This window comes from Pseudomonas sp. Larv2_ips (assembly GCF_963879675.1).
Taxonomy (GTDB): domain Bacteria; phylum Pseudomonadota; class Gammaproteobacteria; order Pseudomonadales; family Pseudomonadaceae; genus Aquipseudomonas.
This window is the reverse complement of the sequence record NZ_CAWOAW010000013.1, coordinates 387822-411000: the sequence shown is the minus strand read 5'-3', so window position 1 is coordinate 411000 and position 23179 is coordinate 387822. Positions and strand designations below refer to the sequence as shown.

The 23179-nt window shown below is 61.5% G+C and carries 13 protein-coding genes; 10 read left to right on the top strand and 3 right to left on the bottom strand.

The window, feature by feature from the left end; translation table 11 throughout:
- Positions 1-82 precede the first annotated feature (82 nt).
- The 7 genes from AACV02_RS06400 to AACV02_RS06370 all read left to right on the top strand — a co-directional run bounded on the left by AACV02_RS06400 (position 83) and on the right by AACV02_RS06370 (position 9120).
- On the top strand, positions 83-1591 hold the full coding sequence (locus AACV02_RS06400; RefSeq protein ID WP_119737148.1) for a sigma-54-dependent transcriptional regulator: 1509 nt from the start codon (positions 83-85) through the stop codon (positions 1589-1591).
- A gap of 403 nt (positions 1592-1994) precedes the next feature.
- On the top strand, positions 1995-2378 hold the full coding sequence (gene gcvH, locus AACV02_RS06395; RefSeq protein WP_119737145.1) for a glycine cleavage system protein GcvH: 384 nt from the start codon (positions 1995-1997) through the stop codon (positions 2376-2378).
- A 10-nt stretch (positions 2379-2388) separates the two neighbouring features.
- Complete coding sequence (gene gcvP, locus AACV02_RS06390; protein ID WP_119737143.1) at positions 2389-5229, top strand: aminomethyl-transferring glycine dehydrogenase; 2841 nt, start codon at positions 2389-2391, stop codon at positions 5227-5229.
- Positions 5230-5393: 164 nt separating this feature from the next.
- The gene (locus tag AACV02_RS06385; protein WP_119737141.1) at positions 5394-6770 is read left to right on the top strand and encodes an L-serine ammonia-lyase; all 1377 of its coding nucleotides are present in this window, start codon (positions 5394-5396) and stop codon (positions 6768-6770) included.
- 39 nt (positions 6771-6809) lie between these two features.
- Positions 6810-7934: a glycine cleavage system aminomethyltransferase GcvT gene (gene gcvT, locus AACV02_RS06380; RefSeq protein ID WP_119737140.1), complete on the top strand. Its 1125-nt coding sequence runs from the start codon at positions 6810-6812 to the stop codon at positions 7932-7934.
- Positions 7935-8324: 390 nt separating this feature from the next.
- Positions 8325-8537: a cold-shock protein gene (locus AACV02_RS06375; RefSeq protein WP_014339904.1), complete on the top strand. Its 213-nt coding sequence runs from the start codon at positions 8325-8327 to the stop codon at positions 8535-8537.
- 94 nt (positions 8538-8631) lie between these two features.
- Positions 8632-9120 carry an RDD family protein gene (locus tag AACV02_RS06370; protein ID WP_119737138.1) on the top strand — a complete coding sequence of 163 codons (489 nt, stop codon included), beginning with the start codon at positions 8632-8634 and terminating at the stop codon, positions 9118-9120.
- Positions 9121-9251: 131 nt separating this feature from the next.
- Here the strand turns inward: AACV02_RS06370 and nadA are convergent, their stop codons facing one another.
- From nadA to AACV02_RS06355, 3 genes are all read right to left on the bottom strand, one after another.
- Positions 9252-10310: a quinolinate synthase NadA gene (gene nadA, locus AACV02_RS06365; protein WP_106578396.1), complete on the bottom strand. Its 1059-nt coding sequence runs from the start codon at positions 10308-10310 to the stop codon at positions 9252-9254.
- A gap of 234 nt (positions 10311-10544) precedes the next feature.
- Positions 10545-12122 carry a lactate dehydrogenase gene (locus tag AACV02_RS06360; protein WP_256680272.1) on the bottom strand — a complete coding sequence of 526 codons (1578 nt, stop codon included), beginning with the start codon at positions 12120-12122 and terminating at the stop codon, positions 10545-10547.
- Between the two features lie 129 nt (positions 12123-12251).
- A complete protein-coding gene (locus AACV02_RS06355) occupies positions 12252-13538 on the bottom strand; it encodes an OmpP1/FadL family transporter (protein WP_119737135.1) in 1287 nt (428 codons plus the stop codon).
- 413 nt (positions 13539-13951) lie between these two features.
- Between AACV02_RS06355 and AACV02_RS06350 the strand changes: the two genes are divergently transcribed.
- The 3 genes from AACV02_RS06350 to AACV02_RS06340 all read left to right on the top strand — a co-directional run bounded on the left by AACV02_RS06350 (position 13952) and on the right by AACV02_RS06340 (position 23047).
- Positions 13952-15949, top strand: coding sequence for a hybrid sensor histidine kinase/response regulator (locus AACV02_RS06350; RefSeq protein WP_234452525.1), 1998 nt, complete (start codon positions 13952-13954; stop codon positions 15947-15949).
- A gap of 319 nt (positions 15950-16268) precedes the next feature.
- Positions 16269-17984: a ShlB/FhaC/HecB family hemolysin secretion/activation protein gene (locus AACV02_RS06345; protein ID WP_119737133.1), complete on the top strand. Its 1716-nt coding sequence runs from the start codon at positions 16269-16271 to the stop codon at positions 17982-17984.
- Between the two features lie 107 nt (positions 17985-18091).
- Positions 18092-23047, top strand: a complete 4956-nt coding sequence (locus AACV02_RS06340) for a hemagglutinin repeat-containing protein (protein ID WP_119737131.1) — start codon at positions 18092-18094, stop codon at positions 23045-23047.
- Positions 23048-23179: the final 132 nt, after the last annotated feature.

Here is a 23179-nt window from a genome sequence, read left to right as displayed (position 1 = left end):
CAAGCCCGCTCCCACATTTTGATCTCCCTCAGCGCCAAGGCATACTTGCCGCCTCACGCTCCCCAGAATCGTTAACCGCCCCATGCGTATCCACGTCAGCTTCATCGACCGCGTCGGCATTACCCAGGAAGTCCTGGCCCTGCTCGGTGGGCGCAATCTCAACCTGGATGCGGTGGAGATGGTGCCGCCCAACGTCTACATCGATGCGCCGACGCTGAGCGCCGAGGTACTCGAAGAACTGCGCGACGCGCTGTTCAGCGTGCACGGTGTACAGGCGGTCACGGTGGTGGACATCCTCCCCGGCCAACGCCGCCACCTGCAACTCGACGCCCTGCTGGCCGCCATGACCGACCCGGTGCTGGCACTGGACAGTGCCGGCAAGATCCTGCTGGCCAACCCGGCGCTGATCGCCCTGTACGGCCGCGAGCCGGCGGGGGAAAGCATCAGCGAGCTGTTCAACGACGCGGCGCTGCTGGAGACCTTGCTGGAACACGGCTTTCGCCTGCCGCTGCGCGAAATCAGCGTCAACGGCCAGACCTTTTTGCTGGACGCCACGCCGATCACCGACGCCGGCGCCCTGCTGACGCTGTACCAGCCCAACCGCATCGGCGAGCAACTGTCGGCGCTGCACCATGACCATGCCGAAGGCTTTGATGCGTTGTTGGGCGAGTCACCGGCGATCCGCACCCTCAAGGCGCGTGCGCAGCGCGTCGCCGCACTCGATGCGCCGCTGTTGATCCAAGGCGAAACCGGCACCGGCAAAGAGCTGGTCGCGCGGGCCTGTCACGCCATCAGCGCGCGCCACAGTGCGCCGTTTCTGGCCTTGAACTGCGCGGCGCTGCCGGAAAACCTCGCCGAGAGTGAACTGTTCGGCTACGCCCCCGGCGCCTTTACCGGCGCGCAGCGCGGCGGCAAGCCGGGGCTGATGGAGCTGGCCAACCAAGGCACGGTTTTTCTGGATGAAATCGGCGAGATGTCACCGTACTTGCAGGCCAAGCTGCTGCGTTTTCTCAACGACGGCAGCTTCCGGCGCGTTGGCGGCGACCGCGAAGTAAAGGTCAATGTGCGCATCCTCAGCGCCACCCATCGCGACCTGGAAAAGATGGTCAGCGAAGGCACCTTTCGTGAAGACCTGTTCTACCGCCTCAATGTGCTCAACGTCGAAGTGCCGCCGTTGCGCGAGCGCGGCCAGGACATCTTGCTGCTCGCCCGCTACTTCATGCAGCAGGCCTGCGCGCAGATCCAGCGCCCGGTGTGCCGCCTGGCGCCGGGCACCTATCCGGCGCTGTTGGGAAACCGCTGGCCGGGCAACGTTCGGCAGCTGCAAAACGTGATCTTCCGCGCCGCCGCGATTTGCGAAAGCAGTTTGGTGGACATCGGCGACCTGGACATCGCCGGCACGTCGGTGGCGCGCCAAAGCGACGGTGAAGTCGACAGCCTCGAACAAGCAGTGGAAGACTTCGAGCGCAGCCTGCTGGAAAAGCTCTACGCCAGTTACCCCTCGACCCGCCAACTGGCGAGCCGCCTGCAGACTTCGCACACCGCAATTGCCCACCGCCTGCGCAAGTACGGCATCCCAAACAAGCCCTGAACGCACTCGATCTATAGGTGGGAGCGGGCTTGCTCGCGAAAGCGGTGGGTCAGCTACAGATGTGCTGACTGACACACTGCTTTCGCGAGCAAGCCCGCTCTCACATTGGATTGCATGCCAAATCTAGTCTGAGAACGACATCCAGTGTACTGAAAGCGCTACAGCGTAACGATATCGCTACAACCCTGTTTTTTGCGCGCCATGCAAGGCTTTGATCCACATAGGCTTTTTTTCACCGGCCCAGCTGTAGCGAAATCGCTACAGGCCAATCCTTCCAGCTCCTCGCTTATTTTATTAATCCGTTGATTTATAACGAATTAATAACATTGGCCGCGATATTGCTAAGTAACTCCTCATTATTCCAATCCCGTCCACCAGACGAATCTGGCCCCGAGGAGTTTCCATGAGCGAGTTGCGTTTCACTGAAGATCACGAATGGCTGCGCGCCGAAGCCGATGGCAGCGTCACCGTGGGCATCACCGCTTTTGCGCAAAACGCGCTGGGTGATGTGGTTTTCGTGCAACTGCCGGAGTTGCAGGCCTACGCCAAGGGCGCAGAAGCCTCCACCGTTGAGTCGGTCAAGGCAGCGAGCGGCGTGTACATGCCGCTGTACGGCGAAGTCCTCGACGTAAACGACAAACTCAGCGACAGCCCGGAACTGGTCAACGAAGACCCGATGGGCGAAGGCTGGTTCTTCCGCTTTAAACCCGCCGATGCCGACGCAGTGGCTAAGCTGTTGGATCAGGATGCGTACGACCGCCTGATCAAAGCCAACGCCCAAGCCTGAGGAGCGCGCCATGACGATCAATCTCAGCACCGCCAACGAATTCATCGCCCGTCATATCGGCCCACGCCAGGAAGACGAGCAGCAAATGCTCGCAAAGCTGGGCTTTGACTCTCTCGAAGCCCTGAGCGCCAGCGTGATTCCGGAAAGCATCAAGGGCACCAGCGTGCTCGGCCTGGAAGACGGCTTGAGCGAAGCTCAGGCCCTGGCCAAGATCAAGGCCATCGCCAGCCAGAACCAACTGTTCAAGACCTACATCGGCCAGGGCTACTACAACTGCCACACGCCGTCGCCGATCCTGCGCAACCTGCTGGAAAACCCGGCCTGGTACACCGCCTACACCCCGTACCAACCCGAGATTTCCCAAGGCCGCCTGGAAGCGCTGCTGAACTTCCAGACCCTGATCAGCGACCTCACCGGCCTGCCGATCGCCAACGCGTCCTTGCTCGACGAAGCCACCGCCGCCGCCGAAGCCATGACCTTCTGCAAGCGCCTGAGCAAGAACAAGGGCAGCAACGCCTTCTTCGCCTCGATTCACAGCCACCCGCAAACCCTCGACGTGCTGCGCACCCGTGCCGAGCCGCTGGGTATCGACGTGGTCGTGGGCGACGAGCGTGAGCTGACCGACGTCAGCGCATTCTTCGGCGCCTTGCTGCAATACCCGGCCAGCAACGGTGACGTGTTTGATTACCGTGAACTGACCGAACGTTTCCACGCTGCCAATGCCCTGGTCGCGGTCGCCGCCGACCTGCTGGCCCTGACCCTGCTGACCCCGCCGGGTGAATTCGGTGCCGACGTGGCCATCGGCAGCGCGCAACGCTTCGGCGTACCGCTGGGCTTTGGTGGCCCGCACGCGGCGTATTTCTCCACTAAGGATGCGTTCAAGCGCGACATGCCGGGCCGTCTGGTCGGCGTGTCCGTCGACCGTTTCGGCAAGCCGGCACTGCGCCTGGCCATGCAGACCCGCGAGCAACATATCCGCCGCGAGAAGGCCACCAGCAACATCTGTACCGCGCAAGTACTGCTCGCCAACATCGCCAGCATGTACGCCGTGTACCACGGCCCCAAAGGTCTGACCCAGATCGCCAACCGCATTCATCACCTGACCGCGATTCTCGCCAAAGGCCTGAGCGCGCTGGGCCTGAAGGCTGAGCAAACACACTTCTTCGACACCCTGACCCTCAACACCGGCGCCAACACCGCGGCCCTTCACGACAAGGCGCGCGCCCAGCGCATCAACCTGCGTGTGGTGGATGCTGAGCGCCTGGGCCTGTCGGTTGACGAAACCACCACCCAGGCGGATATCGAAGCCTTGTGGTCGATCTTCGCGGACGGCAAAGCCCTGCCGGAATTCGACGCCAACGTTCAAAGCACCCTGCCGGCCGCGCTGCTGCGCCAGTCGCCGATCCTCAGCCACCCGGTGTTCAACCGTTATCACTCCGAAACCGAGCTGATGCGTTACCTGCGCAAGCTGGCCGACAAGGACCTGGCCCTGGATCGCACCATGATCCCGCTGGGCTCGTGCACCATGAAGCTCAACGCCGCCAGCGAAATGATCCCGGTGACCTGGGCCGAGTTCGGTGCCCTGCACCCATTCGCCCCGGCCGAGCAAAGCGCTGGCTACCTGCAACTGACGTCCGAGCTGGAAGCCATGCTGTGCGCGGCCACCGGTTACGACGCCATCTCGCTGCAGCCGAACGCCGGTTCCCAGGGCGAGTACGCCGGCCTGCTGGCGATTCGTGCCTACCACCAGAGCCGTGGCGAAGCGCGCCGCGACATCTGCCTGATCCCGTCGTCGGCCCACGGTACCAACCCCGCGACCGCCAACATGGCCGGTATGCGCGTGGTCGTGACCGCCTGTGATGCACGCGGTAACGTCGACATCGAAGACCTGCGCGCCAAGGCCATCGAGCACCGCGAGCACCTCGCCGCGCTGATGATCACCTACCCGTCCACCCACGGCGTGTTCGAAGAAGGCATCCGCGAAATCTGCGCGATCATTCACGACAACGGCGGCCAGGTGTACATCGACGGCGCCAACATGAACGCCATGGTCGGCCTGTGCGCACCGGGCAAGTTCGGCGGTGACGTGTCCCACCTGAACCTGCACAAAACCTTCTGCATCCCGCACGGCGGTGGCGGCCCGGGTGTTGGCCCGATTGGCGTCAAATCGCACCTGACCCCGTTCCTGCCTGGCCACGCGGCCATGGAACGCAAGGAAGGCGCGGTGTGCGCAGCGCCATTTGGCAGCGCGAGCATCCTGCCGATCACCTGGATGTACATCAGCATGATGGGCGGCGCGGGCCTCAAGCGTGCGTCCCAACTGGCGATCCTGAATGCCAACTACATTTCCCGTCGTCTCGAAGAGCACTACCCGGTGCTCTACACCGGCAGCAATGGCCTGGTAGCGCACGAGTGCATCCTGGACCTGCGCCCGTTGAAAGACAGCAGCGGCATCAGCGTGGACGACGTGGCCAAGCGCCTGATCGATTTTGGTTTCCATGCGCCGACCATGTCGTTCCCGGTGGCCGGCACGTTGATGATCGAGCCGACCGAAAGTGAATCCAAGGAAGAACTGGACCGCTTCTGTGACGCGATGATTGCCATCCGCGAAGAAATCCGCGCGGTGGAAAACGGCACGCTGGACAAGGACGACAACCCGCTGAAAAACGCGCCGCACACTGCCGCTGAAATCGTCGGCGAATGGAGCCACCCGTACAGCCGTGAACAAGCGGTGTACCCGGTTGCGTCGTTGATTGAGGGCAAGTACTGGCCGCCGGTTGGCCGGGTCGACAACGTGTTTGGCGACCGCAATCTGGTGTGTGCGTGCCCGTCGATCGAAAGCTACGCCTGATCTGACTGGAGGAACACGGTCAAAAATGTGGGAGCGGGCTTGCTCGCGAATGCGGTGTACCAGTTGATACATCTGGTGACTGAACCAACGCATTCGCGAGCAAGCCCGCTCCCACATTTGAACCGAGCCAGTCTTCAAAAATAATAAGAAACCGGAGAACAACCATGTCCCTTAGCGTGTTCGACCTGTTCAAGATTGGCATCGGCCCCTCCAGTTCCCACACCGTTGGCCCGATGCGCGCCGCCGCTCGCTTCGTCGAGGGCCTCAAGCGCGACAACCTGTTGAGCGCCACCACCGGCATCAAGGTGGAACTCTATGGCTCGCTGGGCGCCACCGGCAAAGGCCATGGCAGCGACAAGGCCGTGTTGCTGGGCCTGGAAGGCGAACACCCGGACACCGTGAACACTGAAACCGTGGCTGCACGCCTGGCGCAAATGCGCAGCGACGGCCGCTTGAACCTGCTCGGTGAACACAGCATTGCGTTCAACGAGAAAGAACATTTGGCGATGATTCGCAAACCCCTCGCCTACCATCCCAATGGCATGATTTTTCGGGCCTTCGACGCCGCCGGCATCCAGATCCGCAGCCGCGAGTATTACTCGGTCGGTGGCGGGTTTGTGGTGGACGAAGACGCGGCCGGCGCCGACCGGATTGTCGAAGACACCACGCCGCTGACCTTCCCCTTCAAACACGCCAAGGACTTGCTTGGGCATTGCGCCACCTATGGGCTGTCGATCAGCCAGGTGATGCTGACCAATGAAAGTGCCTGGCGCCCGGAAGCGGAAACCCGCGCTGGCTTGCTGAACATCTGGCAGGTCATGCAGGACTGTGTGGATGTGGGTTGTCGCAATGAAGGCATCTTGCCCGGCGGTTTGAAGGTCAAGCGCCGTGCTGCCGCGTTGCATCGACAGCTGTGCAAGAACCCTGAGTCGGCGCTGCGCGACCCGTTGTCGGTGCTCGACTGGGTCAACCTGTACGCGCTGGCGGTCAACGAAGAAAACGCCAACGGTGGCCGCGTGGTCACGGCGCCCACCAACGGCGCGGCCGGGATTGTGCCGGCGGTTTTGCATTACTACATGCGCTTTATCCCCGGCGCCAATGAAGACGGCGTGGTGCGCTTTCTGCTCACCGCCGCCGCCATCGGGATTTTGTACAAGGAAAACGCCTCGATCTCGGGCGCCGAAGTCGGCTGCCAGGGCGAGGTCGGCGTGGCCTGTTCGATGGCAGCCGGCGCACTGTGTGAAGTGCTGGGCGGCAGCGTGTCTCAAGTGGAGAACGCCGCCGAGATCGGCATGGAACACAACCTCGGCCTGACCTGCGACCCGATTGGCGGGTTGGTGCAGGTGCCGTGCATCGAGCGCAATGCGATGGGCTCGGTCAAGGCGATCAATGCGGTGCGCATGGCCTTGCGCGGTGACGGGCAGCATTTCGTCTCGCTGGATAAAGTCATCCGCACCATGCGCCAGACCGGCGCCGACATGAAAAGCAAATACAAGGAAACCGCCCGTGGCGGTTTGGCGGTCAACATTATCGAGTGCTGACGCCTAACAGCGCGTCCGCACGTTTTTCAGGAGCTGAATATGTCCACCCAAACCCTGTTGAAAACTCCACTGCATGCGCTGCACCTTGAGCTGGGCGCGCGCATGGTGCCCTTCGCCGGCTACGACATGCCGGTGCAATACCCACTGGGCGTGATGAAGGAACACCTGCACACCCGTGAACAGGCCGGGTTGTTTGACGTGTCGCACATGGGCCAGATCCGCCTGACCGGCGCGAATGCCGCCAAGGCCCTGGAAACCCTCGTGCCTGTCGACATCATCGACCTGCCGGTGGGCATGCAGCGCTACGCGATGTTCACCAACGATCAGGGCGGCATTCTTGACGACCTGATGGTGGCCAACCTGGGTAACGACGAACTGTTCCTGGTGGTCAACGCTGCTTGCAAGGACCAGGACCTGGCGCACCTGCGCCAACACATTGGCGAGCAGTGCACGATCGAGCCGCTGTTTGAAGAGCGCGCCCTGCTGGCCCTGCAAGGCCCGGCGGCGGTGAAGGTACTGGCGCGCCTGGCGCCGGAAGTGACCAAGATGACTTTCATGCAGTTCGCCACCCTGCGCCTGCTGGGAGTGGACTGCTATGTCAGCCGTTCCGGCTACACCGGCGAAGACGGGTTTGAAATCTCCGTGCCCGCCGCCAACGCCGAGAGCCTGGCGCGCGGCCTGCTGGCCGAGACCGAAGTGCAGGCCATCGGCCTGGGCGCCCGTGACTCGCTGCGCCTGGAAGCCGGTCTGTGCCTCTACGGCCACGACATGAACACCGACACCACGCCGATTGAGGCCAGCCTGTTGTGGGCCATCTCCAAGGCTCGCCGTGCCGATGGCGCGCGTGCCGGTGGCTTCCCTGGCGCCGACCGCATTTTCACCCAGCAACAAGCCGGTGTGAGCCGCAAGCGTGTCGGCCTGCTGCCACAGGAACGCACCCCGGTGCGTGAAGGTGCAGAGATCGTCGATGCGCAGGGCACCGTGATCGGCAGCGTGTGCAGCGGCGGCTTTGGCCCGACCTTGGGCGGCCCGCTTGCCATGGGTTACCTGGACAGCGCATTCATCGCACTGGACACCGAAGTGTCTGCGTTGGTACGTGGGAAAAAGGTGCCATTACGTGTAAGTAAAATGCCATTCGTGCCACAACGTTACTTCCGTGGCTGATTGACTGTTCCTATAAGTAACGCGGTTGCGTTAACGTGCACTAAACTGTAACGCAACCGCCATAAAACAGTGCATCGACGATAGTCAATGTAATAGCGGACAACCTATAACAAGTGATCAACTCTATCGAATAAACGGGATCCACATTACCCATCAAACAGTCACGAAGCCAAGCAAACGCTGGGCTTTTGGCGGGGCTTGTTTTTTCTCTGTTAGTTGGCGTAGAGTTTGCCCACTGTGTTTGCATGGGTCGCTTTGAACCTGGACCTGGGCAGTAGCCAAAGTTTGCTACAACCCGTTCGACGTCTCTTACTTTCCTGCAACTCAGCCCAGTACTCTTTCATGTGAAAGGGGCTGTCATTAATTTTTTTGCGTCAAGGAAATAAGAAAATGGCTGATCGTCAGAGCGGTACCGTCAAGTGGTTTAACGACGAGAAAGGGTTTGGTTTTATCACTCCAGAAAGCGGTCCGGATCTGTTCGTGCACTTCCGCGCTATTCAGGGCAACGGCTTCAAGAGCCTCAAAGAAGGCCAGAAAGTGACGTTCGTCGCCGTGCAAGGCCAGAAAGGCATGCAGGCTGACGAAGTACAAGCAGAAGGCTGATCCTTGCTGCGACAAAAAGCCCCTGATGGTGACATCAGGGGCTTTTTTATAAGCGTTTGCTCGTAAAATGGCTTTTTCTTCTAGAGAGACTGCCATGTCCAAACCCCTGCTGAGCCCCCAAGGCGAGTTTCCCGCCGTTGGCCTGGGCCGTCGCCTGGCAGCGATGTTCTATGACTTTCTCCTGTGCACTGCCTTGCTGATCGTCACGGCGTTTATCTACAAGCTGGTGTGGATGGCCTTTATCGGCGAGGCGAAGATGCGCGCACTCACCGAGTCCGGTGCAATGGACGGAGACCCGTTGCTGTCGACGATTCTGTTTTTTGTGTTATTTGGTTTTTTCGCCAAGTTCTGGACCTATTCCGGCCAGACCCTGGGCATGCAGGTGTGGGGCGTGCGCGTGCAGAACGCCGACGGCTCGCGGATCAGCCTGTGGCAAGCGCTGTTGCGGTTTGTGGTGTCGATTGCGTCGTGGTTGTGCGTAGGGCTGGGTTTTATCTGGTCGCTGTTTGATAAGCAAAAACGCAGCTGGCATGACATCTATTCGGATACGCAGCTGGTGCGGATTCCGAAGCAGAAAAAGTAATTCCAAACTACACAAAACAACTGTGGGAGCTGGCTTGCCTGCGATGCAGGCACCTCGGTCTATCAGACAGACCAGGGTGATGCTATCGCAGGCAAGCCAGCTCCCACATTTTGACCGTGTTTACAATTTGATTAAGCGTTGCCGGCAAGCTTGAGGCGCGCCGCCTGGGTGAAGTCCAGCATGCGCTTGAGCGGCCGCACCGCGTGCGGAATCACCGACGGCTCGACGAAGATCTCGTTGCTGCCCTCGCGCAGGCACTGCAGCGTGCGTTCCAGTGTATTCATCGCCATCCACGGGCAATGCGCGCAACTGCGGCAGGCCGCGCCGTTGCCGGCAGTCGGTGCCTCGATGAAGACCTTGTCCGGGCACAGCTGCTGCATCTTGTAGAAAATGCCGCGGTCGGTCGCAACGATAAACGTCTTGTTCGGCAGGCGCTGGGCCGCTGCAATCAATTGGCTGGTGGAACCCACTGCATCGGCCAATTCAATCACCGACGTCGGCGACTCCGGGTGCACCAGAATCGCGGCATCCGGGTACAGCGCCTTCATGTCCTCGAGCTGCTTGGACTTGAACTCTTCGTGGACGATGCACGCGCCGTCCCACAGCAGCATGTCTGCGCCGGTCTGGCGCTGAATGTAGGTGCCCAGGTGCTTGTCCGGCCCCCAGATAATCGTCTCGCCGTTGTCCATCAGGCTTTCGACGATTTCCAGTGCGCAGCTTGAGGTAACGACCCAATCGGCCCGCGCCTTCACCGCCGCCGAGGTGTTGGCATACACCACCACCGTGCGCTCGGGATGCTGATCGCAGAACGCCGAAAATTCCTCCACCGGGCAGCCAAGATCCAAAGAGCAGGTGGCTTCCAGGGTGGGCATGAGGATGCGTTTTTCGGGCGTGAGGATTTTGGCGGTCTCGCCCATGAAACGCACACCGGCGACCAGTACGGTCTTGGCCGGGTGGGCTGCGCCGAAGCGGGCCATTTCCAGGGAGTCAGAGACACAGCCGCCGGTTTCTTCGGCCAGGGCCTGAATCACCGGGTCGCAGTAGAAGTGGGCGACCAGCACCGCGTCCTGAGCCTTGAGCTCGGCGGCGATGGCGGTACGCAGGCTTGCCTCTTCTTCGGCGCTGAGCGCCTTGGGCTGCTTGGCGTCGAGGTGAGCTTGAACCAGTAGGCGTTCGGAAATTTGCGTCATGTTCGCAAGACCTGCAGGCGCAGTTGCGCGAAAGTCGAGTGTACCACCGGCTCTGGAGCCTTTCGGGCGCCGCCGGACGAAGTGATTGTGTTCATCAAGCACGGGTGAAGCTGCGCAAGGCTACAGAATATCGAATCGATTCAAAAGCCTAATCTGGCCTGCGCAGGCGCGCTGGTCCGGCAAAAAAACGGGAAGGCTCATGACTGGGCCTTCCCGCTTTGACCACGCCGAACGTCAGCGCATCAGCACATCCGGATCGTTCTGCAACAGGATCGAGTCATGCATGTTGGCCAAGGCATCCTTAAACGTTGACTGCTCCAAGGCATCCTTGTGCTTTTTGCTCGCCTGGGCGGCGTGCTCAAGCAGCGCCAGGTAGTCGCGCCTGGTTGAGGCTTCCTTCGGTACCACGCTGTCTTGCACCCGGTTGCCCATCACGTACTTCTGCGTGTGGGTGTTCTGGGAAGCCGATTGGGTAACGGACGCATTCGTCAGTCGGCCGTCTTTATAGGCGAAGGTTGCGGTGCTGCTGGCCTTGTCCTGCACTTGCACATACAGGTAATTCTGCGATTCGCGAGAGCCGTCAAAAACCGGCGGTTTGCCACCGTCGAGGCCTTTATGGAAGCTGGCCGACAGCAGCGATTGCTGGTTCTGGGTGACGCTGCGGTCGCCCGTGCTGCGGCCATTGACCTGGGTCTTCTGCGACACGCTGTAGGAAAAGCCCTCAACTTCCGACCGACGCATCGAATTGGGCGCGCCCGCCGCCTGTTTGATCGAGGCCTTGAAGTCAGCCAGGCCCGTCAGCAAGCCTTTGTCGGTCGGGTTATGAGTCAGCGGGTTCGCAGCGCCAGCCCCGGGCGGATAGTTGCTGTTCATGGCGCTGAACGCGTCCTTGAACATGGTCATCAGGTCCGCGTTGGCACTGCCGCGCTGCTCGACGCGGTCGAACTGCGCTAGGTAGGTTTGCAGCGCCTTGGCCTGCTGCTTGGCATTGCCGAGGATCGCCGCGTTTCTCAGGTCCACCGTGAGGTCAATCTGACCCGCCGGGCCACTCATGCGCGTGGTACGGCTCTCACTGTCGGCATGAAAGGCCAGAGTAATGTCCTCACCGTTCGAGGCCTTCACCTTGGCATTGAGGTCCACCGACGACAGCAGCTTGGCGTCGAACTGAGTCAGCTTGCTCAAGTCGAGTTTCGGCGGTACGGCGGTCAGCCCGTCGACCGAGGCCTGGAATGCGCTGCCCAACTGGCCGACGGCCTTGAGTTCATCGGCGCTCAACTCCCGGCCTTCTACAGTGGCCTGTACGCCCAGGCCATCTTTCTGGCTGGACAGGCTGAACGTCACCGTCTTGCCGCTGGCAGTCTTGATGCTGAGGCTGACTTGGTTGTCGGCCTTGCTGTGCAGCAGCGTCTGGTCCGCCTTGATTGCATCGGTGTCGCCGGCACGGTCAGCGGTGGTGTTGAGCAGCGACTGGGAAATAGCGGCACCGCCACCTTTGGTGAATTGGTCCACCAACGCAGCGCCCAGCCCACTGTAGCGGCTGGCCGTAGTGACCGAGTGGAAGCTGGAGTTGATGACCCAGGTGATCGAATCATCGCTGTTGTTTTCCCAGGTCCGCACGCTTTCCTGGCCGGGCAACACACCGTTTCGAGAGTAGGTATCGACGACATCGGCTGCCGGATTGCCAAGGCTGACCACTGAAGAAGGCCGCGTCGGTGAGACGTCGACAGTGTTCGCCAGGGTGGCGGGAGGCGCGGTGGTCGCAGCCCGAACAATAAGGGGATTGGTCGCTATAATAGGCGTTAGCGTAGTCATGACAGTCCGTGTCTTAAAAGCTGAGTAGCGTTCAATCTAACCAAGACACGCCGGGATTAACAGCGCTGAAACCAAAATTGAAGGCAAAGAGCCATGCCAAAAAACTGGCTCTTTGCGCGATGGCGCACGTCAGAAGCGGTAAGTCACCGAGCCCCCGAAACCATTGGCGCTGTTCTCATACTTGGCATCGTAGGTCAGTGCCAACTGAGGGTTGTTGTCGCGAATCTTGATCGGCTCTTCCTTCAGGTAGGAATAGGCCACGTCAAAGGTCAGGTTATCCACTGGCGTCCAGCCGGCACCGAGGCTGAACACGGTACGGTCGCCTGTAGGAATACGTACGGAACGGTCGGTGTTGTTGGTCGGCGTCTGGTCCACCGAGAAGCCGGTGCGCAGCACCAGTTGTTTGTTGAGCTGATACGAAAGGCCGATCGCATGGGACCACGTGTCGTGCCAGTGCTCCTGCTCGGTGATGGAATCCAGGCCTGCCAGCTCAGCCGTCAGTTCGGACACGCCAGAATTGTTCACCGTGATCTTCTTCAACTGGCTCCAGCGGGTATAGGTGCTGCCCACGTAAAGGGTCAAGGCATCGGTCAGCTGGTGAGTGACGGAAAAGTCCACGGAAGACGGCGTGGTCACATTCAGCTTGGCGTCGTACTTCTGTGCCCCGCCATCCAACAGGTCGGAGAGCACGCCCGAGGCGTCGGTATGGCCACTCAAGTGATACACCACTTGCGAATGGTAGGTGAGGCCGACGCGGGTACTGTCCAGCGCCTGCACCAGGATACCGGCGTTGAAGCCCATCGCGGTGTCGTCGCCCTTGATCTTGGCCGTTTCCGTCCCCAGCCCGAACGCCGGTACCTTGGAGTCAAGCTCGCCGCTGATTTTGTTGAAGGTCGGGCCGAAACCTACCGACACTTTGTCATTGAACGCGTAGCTGACGGTCGGCTGCACGGTGAGGACTTGAATCTTGCTCTTATTCCCAAAGCCATTGCCCTGGAAGCTGTGTTCATAGTCGGTCACCAGGCCAAACGGTGCGTAGATCCCCAGGCCAAAGGCCCAGTGCTCATCGATCGGCGTGACCAGGTAACCCATCGGCACGGCAATGCCGGGGACCATGTCGCCCTTGTTGGTGCCGGGATTATCGACGCCGCCCTGGCTGGAGCTGGCGTCCTTGATATTGGTTTTGGCATCCAGGTAGGTCGCCCCGATGCTGACTTCATTGTGCTTGAGGCGCGACATGCCGGCCGGGTTGCCAAACACCGTGCTGGCGTCGTCGGCCGAGGAAGAACGCCCGGCGTAACCGGTGCCCATTGAACTGATGCTTTGTTCATTGAGGGCGAAGCCACCGGCCAGCAGTTGTGTAGAGGCAAGCGAAACGCAAAGCGCCAGGGCGCCTTTAAGAGTTTTGTTATTCATTATTAGGACTCGAATTATTGGTCAGCGCCGGGAAAACTACCAACGTTCGAGCGCGGCGTTTATGAAGAGTTTTTCATGCGCGGGATTGTCGGACAATTCTAGATTTTTCAAAGACTTTGCTCGTTTTTAAGCGTCTTTTTATGACCTTTGAACCTGATCGTGACCGCCCGGTTTTATCTGCCCTTCACGCCAGGGCGGGCCGCCCTTGAAAGCTGAACCCAGTCACACGTGGGCACGGGGTGCGCGCGATTGCATTGAGGGTGTCTGGCTGACGCGTCGCGAGTACCCGACGCCTGAGCGTCAACCCCAACGCTTTGCCGGCGCCAGTCAGCACCGAACGTGCGGAAGTCGCTGGTGGGATAGATATCGTAATGACATGATAAGGCCCATTTAACCCATTCGGCCAAACTCAAATGAATACCACTGTCGGGATCGGCTCAGAGCCAAGCGAGCTGGCCGCCACCGGCTTGGGCAGAAGCGAAGCGTTTACCGAGCGCGTTCTGGCCAGCATCAACGATTGCATCAAGGTTCTGGACCTCGATGCCCGCCTCACCTTCATGAGCGAAGGCGGCATGAAAATCATGGAAGTCAGTGACTTCAACGCGATCCGCGGCTGCCCCTGGCCCGACTTCTGGCAGGCCAAGGGAAACACGGATGCCAAGGCTGCCGTAGAAGCCGCCAAAAACGGCGAAAGCGCAAGTTTCATCGGCCCTGCCGAGACGTTGGCCGGCAACCTGAAATGGTGGCATGTGCAGGTCAGCCCGATCCTCGACAGCGACGGCCGGCCGGAACAGATCCTGTGTGTCTCGCGTGATATCACCGCCCTGCGTGAAGCCGAAGAGTCCCTGCGCACACTCAACGAATCCCTTGAGCAAAGGGTGATGGAGCGTACCCGCGATCGCGATCGTATCTGGCGCCTGTCGCCGGACCTGATGCTGGTCGCCCAGCTCGACGGCGTCATCTCTGCGGTGAACCCGGCCTGGACACGCATGCTCGGCCACACCGAACATGATTTGGTGGGCAGCCAGCTGCTGGCCCTGGTGCACCCGGAAGACCTCGCGGTCTCCTCCTCGGCGGTCAGCCGCCTGGGGGACGGCAAGAATTTTCCCAACTTCAAGAACCGTTACCGCCACCAGGATGGCAGCTACCGCATGATCGCCTGGACCGCCGTGCCCGACAGCGACTACATCCACGCGGTGGGCCGGGATATCCAGGCCGAAGAAGAAGCCAAGGAAGCCCTGCGCTTGTCGGAAGACGCCCTGCGTCAATCGCAGAAGCTTGAAGCGATCGGCCAACTCACCGGCGGTGTCGCACACGATTTCAATAACCTGCTGACGGTCATCAAGTCTTGCGCTGACTTGCTCAAGACGCCCTCTTTGAGCGAAGAGCGGCGCATCAAGTACGTGGAAGCCATCGCCAGCACCGTGGACCGCGCCGCGCGCCTGACCGCCCAACTGCTGACCTTCGCGCGCCGCCAGGCGCTGCGTCCGGAGGTTTTCAACGTCGGCAACAGCGTACTGCGCGTGGGCGAAATGATGGACAGCCTGACCGGCTCACGCGTCAAGGTCACCATCGAGGTGCCGCAGGAACCCTGCTTTATCAACGCCGATGAAAGCCAATTCGACACTGCCCTGGTGAATATGGTGGTCAATGCCCGGGATGCCATGGCCGGCAATGGCCAATTGGCGATCCGGGTGGCAACCGCTACGTGGCTGCCTTCAGTGCGCGCCCATCCGGTGCGAGTCGCCGAATACGTGACCATTGAGTTGAGCGACACCGGTTCGGGCATTCCTCCGGAAAAGCTCGACGCCATCTTCGAACCCTTCTACACCACCAAGGGCATTGGCCAGGGCACCGGGCTGGGGTTGTCGCAGGTGTACGGCTTTGCCAAGCAGTCGGGCGGTGAAATCCTGGTGCGAAGCGAATGCGGCAAAGGCAGCCAGTTTATGTTGTACCTGCCCAAGGTCGAGGCCGGCTTGATGCCCGTCATCCAGGACAGTTACGACGTCCCCATCGCCACGGACCTGTGCGTGCTGATGGTTGAGGACAACCCCGACGTCGGCCTCTACACCTCGCAGACCCTGGAGCAAATGGGTTTCAAAGTGCTTTGGGTCGCGGACGCCAACAGTGCGCTCGAGGCCCTCGCGCCAAACCCGGAAAGCTTCCAGGTGGTGTTCTCCGACATTTCCATGCCGGGCATGAGCGGACTGGAATTGCTCGATGCACTCGAAGCCCTCTACCCGTGGCTGCCGGTGGTGCTCACCACGGGTTACAACGACGAATACGCACGTATCGCCCAGGAAGAAGCCCAGCGTTTTGTGCTGTTGCAAAAGCCCTACTCCACCGAAGCACTGGCCGTGCTCCTGCAGAAAGTCGTCAAGAGTCGCTTGAACCTCACCGCACAAAGCTAAGCCTGAGACGGGGCCGCACCCGCCCCGTCTATAAACACTTCGATTAAGCCACTCCTCTGCAACAATCAAAAACCGACCCGCACCCTGGCACTGCCACCAAAACCCGTAAAACCAACCCCCAACCCGCGCCCAGGCCCCGCGCTCGCACCACCTTTGTGCATTTTTTTACTGAATAACGCGGTATTCCTCACGTTTTACGTAATAAATCCTACAGCCGATGTAACAAACCGTTTAATGATGACTCAAGTGCGGCAAGTCCCCTGAGTCCAAGGTTTGGCTCAGCGGCCGTTTGTCAGTATTTCTACGTTAAGGATGTCGAGTGCCGAGTCAGCCCTCAACCGAACGCCGGTGTTATCTGCGCGGACTGGGTATTGCCCTGCTCTGCCTGTGCGCGCTGCCGGCTGCCGCCGCCGATGCGCCGCAGCCAGGTCAGGAAGCGTTGCGCCTGCAGCAGCAACAGCAGCGCGACCTGCAGCAATTACAACTGGAGCAGCGCCAACGGCAGATGCAACGAGGCAGCTTCGGTACGCAACCCGCCACGCCAGCCCTGCCTGCGGACATCACCAGGGACCAGCGTTGCTGGCCGTTGAGCGGTACACGCCTGGCCGGTGTCACGCTGTTGAGCAAGGCTGAGCTGAACAAGCACATCGCCCCCTATGTTGCGCCCTGCATGGGCGTTATCCAGATCAATCGCCTGCTGGCCGAGATCACCCGGCTGTATGTCGAAGCCGGTTATATCGCCAGCCGTCCGTACCTCGTCAGCACGCCCGTTGCCGGTCAGCCGCTGGATATTCACGTCGAAGAAGGCTACCTGGAAGCCATCGAGCTGGCCGACCAAAGCCTGCCGGTGTCGTTAGGCGGCGCGTTTGCGGGGATGCTCGGCAAGCCGCTGAACCTGCGCGACCTGGAGCAAGGCCTGGACCAGCTCAACCGTCTGCGCTCGGTCGACCTCACTGCCGACATCGCCCCTGGCAGTGCGCCGGGCGCCTCGCGCATTATCCTGCGCTCGCGCAGCAGCGCCTCACGCTGGGGTCTGGGGCTGGGCGTGGATAACCTCGGCAGCGCCGGCACCGGGCGTGATCGCAACGCCATCAGCCTGAGCCTGGACAGCCCGCTGCAGCTTAACGATGCGCTCAACCTGAGCTTCAGCGACACCCTCAACCACGGCCCGCGCTACAGCCGCAGCAACAGCCTGTTTTATTCGATCCCTTATGGTTATTGGACCTACAGCCTGTTCGCCAGCCACACCGAATACCGCTCGCCGTATAAGCTCAGCCGCGCCACGTTTTACAACAGTGGCCGCACCGATCAGGTCAGCTTGCGCACCGACCGCGTGCTGTGGCGCGACCAAAGCCATCAACTCAGCGCCAACCTGCAACTGGCCTACAAGGACGTCGACAGCTACCTGCAAAAGGTTCGCCTGGGCATCCAGAGCCCGACGCTGACTGTGGCCGAGGCTGGCGTGAATCTGTTCTGGCTCAACAGCGCGGTGTGGAACCTCGATGTCAATTACGCCCAGGGCCTGACCTGGTTCGGCGCCGATCGCGATGCTGACCACGCGCAGAACAACCTGCCCCAGGCGCAATTCCACAAGTACCGCGCCAACCTCACCCAATGGCGCAACGGCCAATGGCAGGGCCAAGCGTGGCAATGGCAGAGCCAGCTCTCGGCGCAATACAGCCCGGATACGTTGCCCGCCATCGAACAATTGCTGGGCACCGACGACTCGGCGGTGCGCGGCTACCGCGACAACAGTGCGTCCGGGGCCATCGGCGCGGTGTGGCGCAACACCTTGCGCCTGCCGCTGAACAGCGACCTGCCGGTAAAGATCACGCCACGCCTGGGCCTGGACAACGGCTGGGTCAAGCGCGAACACGGCGCACCGGGCCAACGCCTGAGCGGGGCCAGTGCCGGGCTCAACCTCAGCTGGAAGAACGTGCAACTGGACCTCGATTACCAACGCAACCTCAACACCCCCACAGGGTTTGGCCAGGAGCCGGAGGTCTGGCTGACGCGCTTGAGCCTGCAAATATGAGCAACCACCGGTTTTTAGCCTGAGTCAACCGCCGTACCTGGCCCCCTCAGCAGCGTTGCAACGAACAACGCACGTCGCGGATCAGCCAACACAGAGCGAATATATTTATGCCGACTGACACCCATACGTTTCACCTTTCCCCTCAGGGCAAACTGCGCTGGGCCATCGCCAGCCTGTTCCTGCTGCCGCAGCTGGTGCTGGCCGGTGGCTTGAGCGTCGTCCAAGGGCCTGGCGGTACCCCGCAGCTGCAAAACCAGGGCGGCGTGCCCATCGTCAACATCGTCGCGCCGAACGCCGGTGGCCTGTCCCACAACCAGTTCCTGGACTACAACGTCGATCGCCAGGGCGTGGTGTTGAACAACGCCTTGCAGGCCGGCCAATCGCAACTCGCCGGGCAGTTGGCGGCCAACCCGCAGTTCCAGGGCCAGGCGGCGAGCGTGATCCTTAACGAAGTGGTGAGCCGCAACGCCTCGGCCATCAACGGCGCCCAGGAGATTTTTGGCCGCGCCGCCGATTACGTGCTGGCCAACCCCAACGGGATTTCCGTCAACGGCGGCAGTTTCATCAACACGCCGAATGCCAACCTGGTGGTGGGCCGGCCTGAACTCAACGACGGCAAGCTGCAAGGTTTGAACACGCGCGATGCCAGCGGCCAACTGACGGTGCAAGGCCAGGGCCTGCAAAACGACGCGGGTTCGATCAACCTGATCGCGCCGCGCATCGACAGCGACGGGCGCCTCAGCGCGCGTGACCAATTGAACCTCACGGTGGGGCGCAATCAGGTTGACTATGCCAGCGGCCAGGTGCGCCAGGTCGACCCGGCGAGCAAAACCCAGGACCAGCGCATCGACGCTCGTCTATTTGGGGCCATGCAGGCTGGCCGCATCAACATCATCAGCACCGCCGAAGGTGCCGGCGTGCGGGTGGGCGCGGTGCAAGTCGAAGGCCGCGACGGGGTGAAGGTCAGCTCGGCCGGCGACCTCGATATCAGCGGCCAGGTCCACGCCGACAGCCTCGCCGCCACCCGCGCTGGCGTGCACAGTCGCCAGGGCGATGTCGACGTGCACAGCGCCAAGGACTTGAGCCTGGCTGCCGCTGACGTCAGCGGGCGCAACGTCAAGCTCGACGCCGGCCGCAACCTGACGCTCAGCACGCTGGAAAGCCGCACGCTGCAAGAGAAGCGTGAACAGTGGAACAACAGCAACTTCCTGTTCACCTACGAAACCTACGAGCGCACCACCACCGACAAGGACTCGCGCCAGCACGGCAACAGCGTCGTCGCGCAGCAAAACGCCGCGCTGTCGTCTGGCGCCAACACCGAGATCAAGGCCAGCACCGTCGAAGCGGGCCAAGCCCTGCGCGTCGACAGCGGCGCCGACCTGCAATTGAGTGCCGCCACCCAAACCCATGAAACCCGCGACCAGGGCAACCATCGCAAGCACCTGTGGAAAGCCAACTGGGACAAGTCCAGCAGCGAACAGCGCAGCGTCACCAGCAGCCTCAAGGCCGGCAAGGCGCTGGCGCTGACCAGCCAGCAAACATTGCAGCTGCAGGGCGCCGAGCTGAAATCGGCGGGCGATATTCAATTGGCCGCCCGCCAAGTGGACATCACCAGCGCCAGCCGCACCCAGAGCAGCCGCGACAACGCTTACTCCGGCGACCTGACTGGCGGCAGTTTCTTCGGCAAGAACGGCGACGGCGACAAGGGCAAGACCCTGAACACCGGCAGCAAGGTCAACGCCGACGGCAAGCTGATCGTCAAGGCCGACGAGGTGCGCATCAGCGGCAGCCAGGCGCGCGGCGGCCAACAGGCCAGCGTGATCAGCGACAACGGCTCGCTGGTGATCGACGGCGTGCAAGACACGTCCCACGACAACAGCCACAGCAACCACAGTAAGTTCTTCGGCATCAGCAAGGATGAAAGTCGCAAGAACCTCAAGGACAGCACCGTGGTCGCCAGCGACCTGCGCTCGGACAGCAACCTCACACTGCGCAGCGCCAAGGACATCAGCGTCAGCGGCGCCAAGGTTTCTGCGGCAGGCGAACTGCAAGCGGATGCCAAGGGTGACATCAAAGTCGCTTCGGTTGAAAACACCTCCCACACCACCACCAGCACTCACACGCGGGGCTTTGATGGCTACGCCAAGGAAACCGCCGACGGCAGCCGCCAATACCGGGCGGGCGTGAACTATGCAGACCAGCACCACACCAGCAAAACCGCTACCACGAAGCAGCAGGCCTCCAGCCTCAGCGGCGCCAGCCTGGCCGTGACGGCGGGTGGCGAGGTGAGCATCAAAGGCTCCGACCTTAAAGCCACAGCAGGCGATGCGAGCGTGAGGGGTAAAAACGTCGAATTGCTGGCGACCGGTGACAGCACCCGCAATCAAACTGACGCGACCACCACTGCCGGCGGCGTGTACTACACCGGCGGCCTGGACCGAGCCGGCAGTGGTGCGCAGTTCAGCCATCAGAGCAGCAATGACACCCGTGACAAAACCACAGCGCACACCAGCCGCGTGACGTCGGCCGGCACGCTGACGATCAACGCCGGCAACACCCTCACCAGCCAGGGCGCGCAGGTGAAGGCGGGGTCCGCGTTGCAGGTCAATGCGGCCCAGGTCGATAACCAGGCGGCGCATAACACCCAGACCAGTACACACAAGCAGAACGGTTGGACCGCCGACGTCGGTGCCAATGTTGAATACAAAGGCATCACCCGGCCAATCGAAAAAGCCGTCGAAGGCGTGGCCCAGGCCAAATTCCATCAGCCCGGCTTGCTGGATGCCTTGGAGCAACCGAATGTCGGGCTGGATGTGGAAGTCGGCCACACCAACAAGACCCGCACACAGCAGGACAGCACTGCTGTGGTCAGCCAGTTCAGTGGTGGCACGGTGCAGGTCAATGTCGCCAACACCCTGGAGGATCAAGGCACGCAATACCGCGCCAGCGAGGGCGGGCTCAAGATCAAGGCCGGCGAGCACCTCGCCACGGCGGCCGCCAACACCCACAGCAGCAGCGAGCAAGGCGTGGACGCCAAGGCCGGCGTGCGGGTCTACACCAGCACCGGTGAAGACTTGAACATTCGCGGCAGCGGCGCGGGCGGCAGCAGCGATGTACGCGAGTCCGGCAGCACGGCGGTGGTTGGCAGCTATGCCGGAGCCCAGGGTGTGAACATCCAAACCAAGGGCGACGCGCGTTATGCAGGCAGCCAGTTCAACGGCGGCCAGGCCGGCGTCAACCTCAAGGCCGGTGGCGAATTGGCGTTGAACCAGGCCAACGATACCCAGAACAACACCGATAACAGCCTGCGTGGCAGCGGTTCATTGACCGTCGGCACGGCACCGGGCAGCAACGGTACGAACATCAACCTCGGTGCCGGTGTGCAACTGGACAACAAGCGCCTGGACGCCCACGACAATCAGGCGCGCGTCGCGACGCTGCAGGGCAACGGCCCGGTCCAGCTCAGCAGCGGTGGCGACATGACTTTGCAAGGCACTCAGGGCGGCAGCAGCACCGCGAAGACCGGTGACATCAGCCTCAACGCCGGCGGCAAGCTGAATCTGCAGGCGGCCACCGCTACTCACGTGAGCAGCACCAGCAACCTGGGCGGCGGCCTGACGCTGGGGGCCGGCAAGACCAGCAGCGCCGAAAGCAGCGGCACGACTGGCAGCCTGAGCGCCAACTTCAACATCGGCAAAGGCGCGGAAAACGACCAAGGCGTTAGCGTCGGCCAGTTGCACAGCAACGGCAACGTGAGCCTCACCAGCGGCGCCGCCACGGCGGATGCCATCCACTTGCAAGGCACCCAGGTGGTGGCTGACAGCGTCAATCTGGAGGCGCAGAACGGCGGCATCCTGCAAGAATCGGCGCAATCGACCCAGGCGCATAACACCTGGGGCGTGACCCTGGGCGCAGGCGGCAGCGGCGGCAAAACCACCCTGGCCGACGCCGGTGAGCACGACACACCCAAGACCCAGCACGCCATCAATGCGCGGGCCAAGGTCGACGTGGATCGCCTGCAGGGCACCACCCAGCAGAACAGCCTGATCAAGGCAGATAACGTGATCATCAACAGTGCCGGTGATACGCACCTGGCTGGCGCGCGGATTGAAGCGCAGCACGTCAGTGGCAACGTCGGCGGCAACCTCGTTGTCGAGAGCCGCAAGGATCAAGTCAGTAGCACCCAGGTCAACGTCGACGCCAAGCTGGATGCCGAAAAAAACCAGCCCGGCGTGGTCAACAAACTGGCCAAGGCCAGCGGCCCGCTCAAGGACAAGGTGCAAGCCAAGGCCGAGGGCGCGTTCGACAAGCACCGTGAAAAGCTCGAAAACGCCGTGGACACAGGCACCGAGCACCTGGCTTCGGCCAAGGACAGCGTGGTCAACAGCGTCGGCAACGCCAAGGAGCGCCTCGGCGAAAAACTCACCCGCAGCGGCAGCTACGACGTGAACCCCGAGCCGCGTGGCGCCTTCGGTACAGGCGTGGACAAAGCCAAGGCTTACCTGGCGGACAAGAAGGAGGCCGTGGGCTCTCGGCTGTCCGACCTCAAGGACAAGGTCTGGCCAAAAACCACTGACAGCTACGCCGTCAGCGGCAAGAACACCACCGGCAGTGCGGTGGCCGATACCGCAGAAGGCGTGCTGTTTGGCGACAAAAGCGGCAACACGTCCTACACCCCGACGTTGAAGCTGGACGTCAGCCATGGGGTGAAAGACAGCGTCACTCAAGCGTCGGGCCTGCGCGGTACCCAGGCCGTCAACCTGCAGGTGAGTGGTGAAACTCGCCTCACGGGCGCGCGGATCAGTGCGGACAATGGCAAGGTCGACTTGGGCGGTTCCAAGGTGACGGCAACGACGCTGACTGGCAGCGACTACCGCGCGGATGTGGGGCTGAACCTGTCCAAATCACCGGTCAATCTGGCGTTGGGGGCCAAGGATGAATTGACCCAGAAACAGGACGACGCCACGCGTAAGGATCAAGCCTTCAACGTTGGGCCGCTGCGAGTGGGCGGGCACAGTGACAACCAGGTGCTGCAAGCGGGGATCGACCAAAGCATCAACTAAGCAGCACGGCGGCGGTGGACGTGGGCAAGCCCGCGTTCATCGGCGCAAACATTTCTAAATGTTTCTTCATAAAGCCAAACCGTCATTAAACAGACATATCTCAGGAATTAAATCGTCACGTCCTGGACAGGT